Origin of the sequence: Actinacidiphila paucisporea, assembly GCF_900142575.1 — a bacterium.
GTDB lineage: Bacteria > Actinomycetota > Actinomycetes > Streptomycetales > Streptomycetaceae > Actinacidiphila > Actinacidiphila paucisporea.
The window spans coordinates 83,687-95,425 of record NZ_FRBI01000017.1 but is presented as its reverse complement, the minus strand read 5'-3'; the positions used below and the strand labels follow the sequence as shown (position 1 = coordinate 95,425).

The following is an 11,739-nucleotide window of genomic DNA, read 5'->3' as shown; positions in this document are numbered from 1 at the left end:
GACCGGCGTTCGCCCGAGGAGGGGGGCGTGCGGGCTGACGCGACAGCGCGTGTGGCCGCGTGGAGGACTGTCTGCGGCTGGCCATCGCCACCGTGCACGACGACACCTCCGCGCTGCGGCGGTACCTGATCGAGGAGGGCCTGCTCGGGCGCACCGCGGACGGCTCGGTCTACCAGCGCCTGCGCTGAAACGGCCGCGCCGCGAGCCGGCAGGCGCCGCGGACCGGGTGGCAGCCCACCGCAAACTGCGCCGGCGCGCCCGCCCCCGGCGCCACGCGCCACGAGCGCGAAGGGCTTCCCCGGTTCAGTGGGAGAGGCCGGCCGGCCGGAGGGGTCCGGCCGGCGGGAGGTCAGCAGGCTTCTCGGGGTGCAGGCCGAAGGTGATGACCGGGGCGAGCGCGTGCAGGAAGCCCTGGGCGTCGAACATCTCGCCGGCGGAGGCGACGCCGGTGGTCCTGGTGCGGCCGGTCAGTACGCGGTCGAGGGCCTCGGCGACCAGGGGGGCGGTGACGGCGTAGATGTCCTGGCCGCCGGCCGTGGCGCGGCGTTCGGCTCCGGCCGAGCGCACGACCACGTCGACGAGGAAGGTCTGGTCCGAGCGCCCGGTCCTGTCGGTGGCGGTCGGGGCCGGTGTGTGCGGGGCGGCGATGTCGCGGACCGCCTCGGCGGTCATGTAGGTGGTCACCTCGGGGATGGACAGGTGCTGGGGGACGGTGACGACGTCCGCCATCGTGAACTCCCCGATGACCTGCCGGGGTCCCATCGGGTCCGGGAAGGTCCACTCCAGGGTGGGAGCCTCGTCGGTGCGGTGCTCCCACTGTCCGCCGGTGTAGCGCAGGCGGACGTCGCCGCGCCGTTCGCGGGAGACTGCGCCCGAGAGCCGGGTGCCTGCGGTGGGGTGCCAGTTGCTGAGGCCGTAGGCGATGTGAGCCTCGTCGGCTTCGGTCCAGTCGCCCATCGCCGCGGTGGCCAGCAGGTCGCCGAGACCGCCGAAGAAGGCCATGGCCGGGACGATGACCGCTCCCGCGTCCCGGGCCCGCTCGCGGTAGTGGGCGAAGGTGTCGAGGTTGGCCTCGAGTTCGGCGGCGACGTCCAGGTACGGGATCCCCGCGCGCAGCGCGGCCTCGATGACCGGGCCAGTGGTGGAGGCGAAGGGACCGGCGCAGTTGATGACCGCCACCGTTCCCCCCAGGGCGCGGTCCAGCGAGGCGGGGTCGTCGACCGACGCCACCCGGGCCGTCAGCCCGTGCTCGCCGGCCAGCTCCTCCAGAGCACGCGCGTTGCGCCCGGACGGCACCGGGACGTACCCCCGCCGGGCCAGCTCCGCGACCACGAACCGGCCGGTGTGACCGTACGCGCCGAACACCGCGACCAGCTGACCTGACCCCATGGGACTGCTCCTTCGCATTCGGACGCCGGCCCGCGCTACCGATCCCCGCGGCCTGACACCCCCATCCTGTCCTCGCGGCGGCACCCGCACGAGTGTCGGAAACGACGGGACGCGTACAGTTCCGGACATGCCCACTGTCGCGCTGGCCGTCGCCGACGGCATGCTCTCCTACGAACTGTCCGTGGCCGTGGAGATCTTCGGGTCGGACGTGGCCCACATCGTGGACCCCTGGTACGACTTCCTCCTCTGCGGCAGCGGTCCGGTGCGCGTCGGCCGCTTCCGCCTGGAACCCGACCACGGACTCGAGCACCTCACGTACGCGGACACGGTGATCGTCCCCGCCTGGGCCGACACGGATCGCGAACCGCCCGCAGAACTGGTCGAGGCGGTCCGCGCCGCCCACACGGCCGGCGCGCGCGTGGCCTCGCTGTGCACGGGCGCCTTCGTCCTGGGCGCGGCGGGACTCCTCGACGGCAGGCGCGCCACCACGCACTGGGCCCACACGCGGGAGTTGGCCAGGCGCCACCCGGCAGCCACCGTCGATCCGGACGTCCTCTACGTCGACAACGGCGACGTCCTCACCTCCGCGGGCAAGGCCGCCGCCATGGACCTGTGCCTGCACCTGGTACGCCTCGACCACGGATCGGCCATCGCCAACACGATCGCCCGCCGTCTGGTCATCCCGCCGCACCGCGACGGCGGCCAGGCCCAGTTCATCGCGACGCCCGTCCCCACGCCGGGCAACCACCCCCTGGGCGAGCTCTTCCCCTGGGTGCTGGAGCGGCTGGACCAACCGCTCACCGTGGAGGACCTGGCCCGCCGGGCCCGGATGAGCTCACGCCACCTCGGCCGCCACTTCAAGCAGCTCACCGGCACCACGCCGCTGCAGTGGCTCCACTCCCAGCGCATCCGCCACGCCCAGGAGTTGCTGGAGACCACCAACGCCACCGTGGACACCATCGCGGTGGCCACCGGCATGGGTACCGCCACCACCCTGCGCCGCCACTTCCACCGCAGCGTCGGCGTCCCCCCCGACACCTACCGCCGCACCTTCCGCCCCTCCGCCTGACTGCGTGAGGTCCGGGACGGTGCCAAGCTCCTAAGCAAGCGCCTTTGTGAGGACCGGAGTTGCGAGGTCAGGGTGCCCAACGGGCCTTGGCCCGGGTCGGGGGCGCGTGGAAAGGTGGTGCGGTGCATACGAGCCCTGTCGACTGGACCGCTGTCGCCGCTGAAAACTTCGCCTTTCCGGCCGGGGTGGGCGCGCGGCGGATCGGGGACGAACTGGCGGGGATGCTCGTTTCCCCCGACCCGCGAGTGCGCGACGAGTACGCCTATACGGCCGCCGCCGGCTGGATCCGCGGCGGGTACCTCGACGAGGTGCTGGTCGCCATGGGGGACGCCGCCGCCGAGCGCTTCGTCCACCCCGAGGTGCAGGCCCGCACGTTCGCGCCGCTGGTGCTCACGTGCGTGCTCGACCGGGGCCGGCAGGTGCCGGGGGCCGTGCCGGAAGCGGCCGTGCTCCGCTGGTACGCCGACTTCGCCGCCTGGTACCCGCACGAGCGCGACACCCGCGGCTGGGACGACGCCATGGGCTGGTTGCACGCCGTCGCCCACGGCGCCGACGCCGCCGCGAGCTTCGCCGCAGCGCTGCCCGACCACCGCACCGAGCTGCTGGAGTTGTGCGCCCAGCGGATGACGGCAAAAGGCGGCGACTACCGCTACGTCCAGGTCGAGGACGCGCGGCTCGCCGCGGCGATCACCCGTATCCTGCTCGCGCCCGGACTCACCGCCGGACAGGCGACGGGCTGGCTGGACATCGTGACGGCGGCGTTTGCGGACGGCGGCCCCGGCGCCGTACCCGCATGGGCCTTCAACACCTTCGCCACGCTGCAGTCCCTGCATCTCCACCTGAACCGGGGCCTGGCCGAGGGCGGCGTTCCGCCGCACGCGGACGAAGTGGCCGGACGCCTCGTCGAGATCCTGCGGCTGCCGTACCGCTGGCTGGGCTGACGAGGGCCTTTCACGCGGACATCGGGCGGCTAGGGCCCGGTGGGACGTCCACCCCGTGCGGTCACGGCGTCGGCACCGGTCGGCGCAGCAGATACGCGGCCACCGCGCCGGACACGGCGAACACGCAGGCCACGAAGATCACGCCCGCGCTGCGGAGTCCCACCGCCACCGCCAGGGCGCCGATGCCGACCACCGGTACGGAGATGCCGACGTAGGCGGCGACGAACAGGGCCGAGATCGTCGCGCCGCGCTGCTCCGCGGGGGCGACCCGGCTCACGGTGGTCACGGCTCCCCGGAAGGCCAGGCCCTGGCCGATGCCGCTGACCACCGCGCCCGCGACGAGCACGCCCAGCGACTTCAGCAGGAGGGAGCAGCCGATGAGGGCCAGTCCTGCCATCAGGACCAGGCAGCCCAGGGGCAGGGCGCGTGACGGGCCGACCGGGCCCATGAGGAACTGCCCGACGGTCGAGGCGACGAAGACGGACAGGACGACGGCACCGAGGACGGCGAGGTTGTCCTCCTGGAGGTACTGGGACATGAAGGCGGGGGACACGGCGGTGAACAGGCCCAGCACCGAGAACCCGGCGAAGGCGGCGAGCGCCGCGGGTACGAACACCCCCCGCACCTGGGCGGGCACGTACATGCCCTGCGGACGCAGCGGTGGTCGGGGGTCCTGGCGGGCCACCGTCTCCGGCAGCGCCCAGGTGATGGCGCAGCAGACCACGAGCAGGCCGAGGTGCACCAGGTAGGGCAGCCGCAAGGGGTGGGGCGCGTACTGCGCCAGCACTCCGGACAGCAGCGGCCCGCAGCCGAGGCCGCCCATGTTGGCGACCGTCGCCGCCAGTGCGGCCCGACCGCGTTGCCCGGGAGGGGCCAGGTCCATGACGGCGGCCGTGGCGGAGCCGCTGAGGAGTCCCGCCGCGAAGCCCGACAGCAGGCGCCCCGCGAACAGGGGCGCCAGCCCGCCCTCGAACACGAAGCACACCGCACTCAGCATGGACAGGCCCAGCGCCAGCAGCAGGATGGGGCGGCGGCCCAGCAGGTCGGAGAAGTTGCCGGCGACCAGCAGGGCGGCGATCACGCCGCCCGCGTAGACGGCGAAGACCACCGTCACCATGAATTCGGAGAACCCGATCTCCTGGCGGTAGAGCCCGTAGAGCGGGGTCGGCAGCGTGGTTCCCGCCATTCCCACGGCGAACACCACAGCGGCCAGGAGGTACCAGGGCCGGACGGGGCGCTCAGCCGCGCCGGGAAGTCTCATGACCACACCGTAGGCAGCCGCCCGGCCCGGGGGCCGTCGCCACTCCCCCACCGTCCTGAGGAGGGCGGGCGGCACTGGGCCAGGTGGTGCTCACTCGGGAGGGACCGTTCGTCGTGATCGCACGGCTGCAGGGCCGACCGCCGCCGGGCCGACCGCCGCCGTGACCGACTCCCTCCGCCCTCGGCCGCCCTGGCGGCCGACCGCCGTGGCGGCCAGCAGCGTCGCGGCGGCGAGGGAACCCCAGAGCGCGGCGGGGCCGTGGGCGGCGAGGGCGGTCATGACGGCGGGGGAGATCGCGAGGCCGAGGCCGGTGGAGAGCTGGAGTCGGGCCAGGGCCCGGCCCAGCGCGTGCGGTGGTGCGGTGGCCGCGACGAGTGCGGTGGCGCTGCCCGCGTAGAGGATCTCGCCGAGCGTGCACAGGACGGACACCACGGTGATCGCCGGGGCGGCCAGCCCGTGGCGCAGCGGACTCGCCAGGAGAAAGCCGAGGTAGGAGAGGGTGAGGATCACCCCGGCGGTCATCAGGGTGAGGTGGCGCGGGAAGCGGGACATCCTGACGGTCACGCCGACCTGCAAGGCGACCACCAGCACCGTGTTGACGACGAAGATGCCCGCCGACCAGACCGGGGAGGCGCGCACCTGTGTCGCGAGGACCAGGGGGAGGGCGACTTCGGGGACGTTGAGGCAGAAGGCGAAGACGACGTTGGCGGGCAGCACCGCGCTCATGGACGGGGCGGGCGCGTCCGGCGCGGAGGAGGCCGGGCGGGTGGGCGGAGCGGCGGAGACGTGGACCGACCACGCCAGGACCGCCGCGGTCAGGTAACCGACGGCGGTGGCGGCGGCCAGCGCTCTCAGAGCCGGGGTGCCACCGGCGAGGCAGGCGGTGGCGACCAGCGCGCCGACGCCCATCCCGGCGTTGCGCACCGACCGCGCGGCGGCCAGGGCCGCGTCGCGGGTACGGCCGCTGGAGACGGTCGCCACGAGTGCGGCGTGCGCGGCGGGCCACGCCTGGTTGCCGATGCCGAGGAAGAGCGCGGCGGCCGCGAACATCCCCGGGTTCCCGCCGGGTGCGGCCAGCAGCAGCGCCACGCCGACGACACGCACCAGCATGGCCGCGGCCACGGCGTCGCTGCGCGCGCCCCGGTCCAGCCAGCGGCCGAGCGCGGGCGTGCAGCCCAGACCGGTGACGATGCCCGCCGTCATGGCGATGCCGGTGGTCGTGGCGGACAGCCCCAGCACCCTGATCCCGTAGAGCAGCAGGAACGGCCGCAGCATGCCGGTGCCGAGCGCGTCCACGGCGACGGCGACGGCGTAGCGGGGACCCCCGGAGGCCTGTACGAGGTCGCGGGGCACGGTGGTCGTCATGCCGTCACCGTGCGCGGCCGCGCACCGGCCGGTCACGCGGGTTGACGGTTCGCGTCAACCGGGGCGGGGCCGACCCCGTCCACCGGCGATGATGGGGAGGTGACTCTGCACATCGACATCGCCGGAGTACCGCCGGAGCGGCTGTGCTTCGCCGCGTCGCCGCTCGCCGAACTGACGGCGATGCTGCATGTGCTCGCCGCTCCTGACCATCACCCGCACCTGGCGGCGTGGTCCGCGGGTGTCCGGGCCGCGCTGCGTCCGGAGCTGGCGGAGCGGCTGCAGGAGGCCGAATTCCTGTGGCGGTCGTCGCGCGCGGACTTCCTGCTGCCTGCCAGGCCGCGGGCGACCCTCGCCGAGGAACTCGACGACGTCGACCGCCTCGACGACGACGCCTATGTGACCTCCGCGCTGATCACGACCTGCGGCAGCAGCCGCCTGTTCTTCGGCGGGCCGTCCCCGCTCACCGACGCCGGGGCCCGTGAGCGCGCCCTGGACCGGGCGCAGGCCCGGGGCACGCTCCAGGAGGCGTTCGCCGAGAGCCTGCTGAAGGACCCGACCGGCGTCCGGGCCCGGGTGCGCGAGACGCTCCAGCAGTGCGCCGAGGCGTTCTTCGACGCCGCCTGGCCCGGCCTGGCCACCCAACTTGCCGCGGACATACGGCTCAAGGCCGACCTCAGGGCCCGGCAGGGACTCGGTTCGGCCCTGGCCTCGGTCTCGGCGGCCGTCACCCTGGACCGCGACGGCGAGCGCATCCTCGTCGACAAGCTGCAGGACAACGCGAGCAGCGCGCGCGGATCGGGCGTCACGTTCATCCCCAGCGTGTTCGGCCATCCGCACCTCGTCGCGGTGCACGCCGCCGGCCGCCGGCCCACCCTGCAGTACCCGGTCACGGCATGCGGCACGTCCGGGCCGGTGCCGCTGGAAACGGTCCAGCTGCGGCTGGAGGCGCTGGCCCACCCGGTCCGGCTCCGGCTGGTACGCACCCTGGCCCGCGGCCCCCACACCACCGGCGAACTGGCCGACGCATGGGGCCTGACCGCGCCCGAGGTCTCCCGCCACCTGGCCATGCTGCGCCGGGCCGGCCTGCTCACCTCCCGACGTCGCGGCCGCTACGTCCACTACGCCCTCGATCTCACCGCCGCCTCGACGCTGGGCGCGGACCTCTTGGCGGCGGTGCTGCGCTGAGGCCGCGTACCGAACGGGGAGGGGCGGTGCCCGCGGCCGGGTCGCACGGGCGGTACGTCCGGTCGGCCGAGGCCGCCGACGGCACGGCTCCGGCGCGGCTCCGGCGGGCACTTCGGGACGCGTGGCCGTCGCGCGAGCGCCCTGCAAGCGTTACCGCCGGGCCACTTCCGCGCGGCGTCCAGCGGGTAAAGTGCCAAGCTTGAGCTGGGAGTCATGCCCGAAAGGGCAGGGGCGGGGAGCGGAAAAAGGCATGCGCACGCGTATACGGAGAGCAGCCGTCACGACAAGCGGGGCGGTCCTTGTCCTGGCCTCCCTGGCCGGCTGCGGCAGCGACAGCACCACCCCCGGGGCCCGGGCGGCGCAGTCGGCGACGTCGGTGTCCGGCGTCCCCGCCCGGCCCCTCAGCCAGGCTGAGTTGTGGAACGCGGTCATCACCGCGGAGGACGTCCCCGGCTTCGAGGTCGACTACGTCCAGAGCAGGAACGCCCCCTTCCGGCCCGGAATCCCGGCGAACCGCCTGCCCGCCGTCTTCCCGGCCGCCTGCGCCCCCGCCTACTGGAGCACCCAGGCCGCCAGCGCCTATCCGGCCGGCGCCCGCATCGACGCGATGGCCCACACCACCGGCACCCCCGAACAGTTCGGCAACGTCGTCCTCACCGACTACAGCGCGACCGGCGCCTCCGCAGCCATGGCCGATCTGCGCACCTCGCTCAAGGCCTGCGCCGGCGCCCACATCGAACGACACGACCCCCTGGCCGGCGGCATCTCCTTCACCCGCCCCACCCTCCGGCCCGGCCCCCGCCTCGGCGACGACGCCCTCACCTACCGCATCACCCAGAACGTCGCCGGCGACGACCTCGACCCCGAGCCCCTCGAGGTCCCCATGACCTTCACCGTCGTCCGCACCGGTACCACCGTCGTCACCTTCTGGAACCAGGGCGACGCGACCAGCGCCACCCCCGCGGTCATCGCGCCCCCACTCATCCCCGCGCAGATCACCAAACTCACCCGGTTCGCCAAGGCGCGGCACAGCACCGTATGACGCCCGTGCCGCGGCGTCGGTAGGATGGGAGTCGGGTTGCCCGGCGCGTCCGGCTGCGGCGACGCCTCGGCGGTCGGAGCCGGGGATCGACACCAGCTCGACAAGTCCCGGACGCCACGCCCGTATCCCCGGCCCCAGCACCGGCACGGCATCTGCTGACCCGCACTCCGCACACGGCGCCTGAAGGGCGCGGGCGGAGCGAGGGGAGGAAGGCGGCGACGGGCACGGCGACTCGTCGCCCGCGACGTCTCCGGCGGCACTATTCGCGGCGGGCTCGGGCGCGGTTGGCGCGGCGTCGCACCGAGCGGCGCTCGTCCTCGCTGAGTCCGCCCCAGATGCCGGAGTCCTGACCGGTCTCCAGTGCCCAGGTTCGGCACTGGTCCATGACCGGGCACCGGCGGCAGACGGTCTTGGCTTCCTCGATCTTCAGCAGCGCGGGGCCGGAGTTGCCGACGGGGAAGAACAGTTCGGGGTCCTCGTCACGGCACGCGGCGCGGTGTTGCCAGTCGGGGGTCATGGTTCCTCCATCGCTCGATCGGCCTTCCGGTGGGTGAGCGGCCGGGCGGGGGTGCGGCCGGCGGGCCGGCCTCGACTTCTCCGCCCCCCTGGGCGGCTGCGCTCTCCGGCTCGCCTTTCCGATGAGATGGAGCCCAACCACAATGTGGGGAAGCCACGGGTTCAAGCGGGCACGCGGCACCACTTCAAGCCATCCGCCCGGGCGGTGCCAGGTCCTCAGCCGAGCCCGACGACGAGCGCGGCGGCGATGACGATCAGAACCGCCGCCGACAGCAGGACGATGCGCCCCAAGGACAGGGATCCGGCAGCGTGGTGGCTGGGGCGCCCCTCTCGTGCGTGCTTGTGCGGGTGGCCGACAGACGCGTCGGCGCCCCACGGGCTGGTGCTCTGTGTGGTCATCCTGAAGTGCGTCATGGTGACCTCCTGACCGCTGAGCGGGAAATGAAGCCGAAGACGACGGACGAGATCGCATCCGGGGCCCATAGCCGTTGGCTATCACGGAGGTTCTTGGACAGGGGCCCGCTCAGGGAACGACGATCGGAGCCGTAGCGGACGCGGCGTCGGCCCGACCGCGATGTGGCGGAGTCAAGGGGGAGATCGACTGTGCGTTACCGGCTGCTGGGCCAGACCGGGCTGCGTGTCTCGGAGTTGTTCCTGGGCGCGATGACCTTCGGCGAGCAGGGGGGCGTCGGCGCCCCGCCGCAGGAGTGCCGCCGCATGCTCGACACGTACGCGGACGCCGGCGGCAACGTGGTCGACACGGCGATCAACTACCGGGGCGGGGAGAGCGAGACCATCCTCGGCGAGCTGCTCGAAGGGCGCCGCGACCGCTTCGTCCTGGCCACGAAATACACCGTCTCCCGGGACGGGGGCGACCCGAACGCCGCGGGCAACCACCGCAAGAACCTCGCCCTGTCCCTGGAGACGAGCCTGCGACGGCTCCGCACCGACTACATCGACCTCTACTGGGTGCATCTGTGGGACAGGCACACCCCGGTGGAGGAGACCATGCGGGCGCTGGACGACGCCGTACGCGGCGGGAAGATCCTCTACGTGGGCATATCGGACACCCCGGCGTGGGTCGTCTCGCGTGCCAACACCTTGGCGCAATGGCGTGATTGGACCCCGTTCGCGGGTCTGCAGGTCCCCTACAACCTGCTCAACCGCGACATCGAGCGCGAACTGCTGCCGATGGCCGAGGCCTTCGGGATGAGCGTGGCCACCTGGGGACCGCTGGCCGGCGGGGTCCTCTCCGGCAAGTTCACCCGGCCCGGTGGCCCGGACGGGCCCACCCGCGTCGCCCCCGAGTCGCTCGGCGAGCGCGACCTGGCCGCGGCACGGGCCGTCCAGGAGGTCGCCGGGGAGCTGGGGGTCACCGCGTCGCAGGTGGCGCTCGCCTGGACCCGCGCCCGCTCCCGCGCCGTCCACCCGATCATCGGCGCCCGCAGCGTGGCACAGCTCAAGGACAACCTCGGTGCCGTCGACGTCACCCTCCCCGCGGACGCGGTCGAACGCCTGGACGCGGCGGTGGACTTCACCGCGGGCTTCCCCACCGACTTCATCGCCCAGACCAGCCCCTGGGTCTTCGGCGAGGCGTCCGCGAGGCTCGACGGAAGGCCCTGACCTCGCTGCCTCCCGAGCTGGTGGCTCCCTGACCACCCCGTACGGGCCCGCCCCCCGTGGCCGGGCCCGTACGGCGTCAGCGGGTCAGGACGGCGCCCGAGGCGAAGGAGTCGCCCCCGTCGCTCGACACGTAGTGCCAGGCCCCGACGGTGAGATGGGCACCCGAGGAGACCACCGAGGAGACGCCCAGCGGCAGTTGCGGGTCGTTCTCCGGCAGGCCGAGGGAGCTCCAGCCCGCAGCGGGGCTCCAGGCCAGGCCGACCGCCGCGTCGTCGTTGCCGCCGACCACGGCGAGACCACCGCGCGGGCGAAGGGTCAGCGCCTGCAGGGCGAAGGTGCCTGCGGGCAGCGGCACTTGGGCCCACGAGGTGCCGTTCCAATGGAGAGCCAGCCCCGCGGGACGCTGCTTGTCGGTGTCGCGGGACCATCCCACCGCCCACACGTCGGACGGCGTACGCGCGGCGATGTCGAAGAGGACCGAGGAGTCGGGGAAGGCGGGGGTCGCCGTCCGCTTCCACCGCTGTCCGTCCCAGTGCACGGCGAGGGACTGGCCGGTCGCGTAGTCCGTGCCGGCCACCCAGACGTCGTCCGGTGCGACCTCGTCGACCTGGTAGAGGCCCCAGTCGTCCGACCCCGGGATCCGTACGGACCGCCACTGCCGGCCGTCCCAGTGCTGGACGACGGGGACCTGGGCGAAGGTGTCCCGCGTGTAGCCCTGGCCCACCGCCCAGGCGTCCTGCCCGGAGACGGAACTCACCGACAGCAGGCTGCCGCTGACCGTGCCGGCGGGCAGCGTCCTGTCGGCCGTCAGCTTCCACGAGCCCGCGGCGTAGCGTCCGACCAGGACGCCCTGGTCGCCCGCCCCCTGGTCCCCGACGAAGAAGGCCGAACCGTCGGGATTCGTGGCGATGTCGTTGATCCTGCTGTTCCACGCGTCCGCGCCGGCGAGCGGCAGCTGCCGCCAGGTCCCGCCCTTCCCGAGGTCGCGCTCGTAGAGGGTGGGGGTGAACGCGACGGTCCCGTCGTCGGGCGTCACGACCTTCGCGCCGGCGGCCCAGGTGACCGACGGCGTCGGCTGCGCCACGCTCATCACCGAGACCGCGCCGGTGGACGTCTCCGCCCACGTACTGCTGTCCGCCGCCGCTGCCACGGCCGGGCCGCTCACGGCCAGCGTGACGGCTCCCGTGACGGCGAGGGCCTGCGCGGCCCTGCGTTGGAACGACACGTCGGGTTCTCCCTTCACGGAGGAGCGGTCCTCCTCCCACCTCATCGACGCGGCGAGACCCCGGAGGCGTTACACCCGTCCGCCGGGGACCGCGACTTCCCCACGTGCGCAGGTGCACCTTCC

General features: G+C 73.7%; 12 protein-coding genes. 6 read left to right on the top strand and 6 right to left on the bottom strand.

What is annotated here, in order from left to right; all coding sequences use genetic code 11:
* Nucleotides 1-59 precede the first annotated feature (59 nt).
* A complete protein-coding gene (locus tag BUE44_RS23545) occupies nucleotides 60-188 on the top strand; it encodes a DUF2087 domain-containing protein (protein ID WP_079190006.1) in 129 nt (42 codons plus the stop codon).
* Between the two features lie 115 nt (nucleotides 189-303).
* Here BUE44_RS23545 and BUE44_RS23540 read toward each other — a convergent pair whose 3' ends face one another.
* On the bottom strand, nucleotides 304-1,389 hold the full coding sequence (locus tag BUE44_RS23540; RefSeq protein ID WP_200804498.1) for a saccharopine dehydrogenase family protein: 1,086 nt from the start codon (nucleotides 1,387-1,389) through the stop codon (nucleotides 304-306).
* 127 nt (nucleotides 1,390-1,516) lie between these two features.
* On the opposite strand from BUE44_RS23540, the gene BUE44_RS23535 reads away from it, so the two are divergent.
* Together BUE44_RS23535 and BUE44_RS23530 are read left to right on the top strand one after the other, a co-directional pair.
* Nucleotides 1,517-2,458, top strand: a complete 942-nt coding sequence (locus BUE44_RS23535; protein ID WP_073500978.1) for a helix-turn-helix domain-containing protein — start codon at nucleotides 1,517-1,519, stop codon at nucleotides 2,456-2,458.
* A 122-nt stretch (nucleotides 2,459-2,580) separates the two neighbouring features.
* Entirely contained in the window at nucleotides 2,581-3,399 is an 819-nt protein-coding gene (locus tag BUE44_RS23530) for a DUF2785 domain-containing protein (protein ID WP_143172561.1), read from the top strand.
* Nucleotides 3,400-3,460: 61 nt separating this feature from the next.
* On the opposite strand, the gene BUE44_RS23525 is transcribed toward BUE44_RS23530, so the two are convergent.
* Both BUE44_RS23525 and BUE44_RS23520 read right to left on the bottom strand, forming a co-directional pair.
* Nucleotides 3,461-4,660 carry an MFS transporter gene (locus BUE44_RS23525; RefSeq protein ID WP_073500976.1) on the bottom strand — a complete coding sequence of 400 codons (1,200 nt, stop codon included), beginning with the start codon at nucleotides 4,658-4,660 and terminating at the stop codon, nucleotides 3,461-3,463.
* Between the two features lie 90 nt (nucleotides 4,661-4,750).
* On the bottom strand, nucleotides 4,751-6,025 hold the full coding sequence (locus tag BUE44_RS23520) for an MFS transporter (RefSeq protein WP_073501030.1): 1,275 nt from the start codon (nucleotides 6,023-6,025) through the stop codon (nucleotides 4,751-4,753).
* 99 nt (nucleotides 6,026-6,124) lie between these two features.
* Between BUE44_RS23520 and BUE44_RS23515 the strand changes: the two genes are divergently transcribed.
* Together BUE44_RS23515 and BUE44_RS23510 are read left to right on the top strand one after the other, a co-directional pair.
* Nucleotides 6,125-7,210 (top strand): DUF5937 family protein, encoded by a 1,086-nt coding sequence (locus BUE44_RS23515; RefSeq protein WP_073500975.1) that lies wholly within the window; start codon nucleotides 6,125-6,127, stop codon nucleotides 7,208-7,210.
* Between the two features lie 250 nt (nucleotides 7,211-7,460).
* Nucleotides 7,461-8,252 carry a hypothetical protein gene (locus BUE44_RS23510; protein WP_073500974.1) on the top strand — a complete coding sequence of 264 codons (792 nt, stop codon included), beginning with the start codon at nucleotides 7,461-7,463 and terminating at the stop codon, nucleotides 8,250-8,252.
* A 259-nt stretch (nucleotides 8,253-8,511) separates the two neighbouring features.
* Here the strand turns inward: BUE44_RS23510 and BUE44_RS23505 are convergent, their stop codons facing one another.
* On the bottom strand, nucleotides 8,512-8,769 hold the full coding sequence (locus BUE44_RS23505) for a WhiB family transcriptional regulator (protein ID WP_073500973.1): 258 nt from the start codon (nucleotides 8,767-8,769) through the stop codon (nucleotides 8,512-8,514).
* A gap of 215 nt (nucleotides 8,770-8,984) precedes the next feature.
* Nucleotides 8,985-9,182 carry a hypothetical protein gene (locus BUE44_RS23500; protein ID WP_073500972.1) on the bottom strand — a complete coding sequence of 66 codons (198 nt, stop codon included), beginning with the start codon at nucleotides 9,180-9,182 and terminating at the stop codon, nucleotides 8,985-8,987.
* Nucleotides 9,183-9,371: 189 nt separating this feature from the next.
* Between BUE44_RS23500 and BUE44_RS23495 the strand changes: the two genes are divergently transcribed.
* Entirely contained in the window at nucleotides 9,372-10,391 is a 1,020-nt protein-coding gene (locus tag BUE44_RS23495; protein ID WP_073500971.1) for an aldo/keto reductase, read from the top strand.
* Nucleotides 10,392-10,467: 76 nt separating this feature from the next.
* On the opposite strand, the gene BUE44_RS23490 is transcribed toward BUE44_RS23495, so the two are convergent.
* Nucleotides 10,468-11,634 carry a hypothetical protein gene (locus BUE44_RS23490; protein ID WP_143172560.1) on the bottom strand — a complete coding sequence of 389 codons (1,167 nt, stop codon included), beginning with the start codon at nucleotides 11,632-11,634 and terminating at the stop codon, nucleotides 10,468-10,470.
* Between the last annotated feature and the right edge of the window lie 105 nt (nucleotides 11,635-11,739).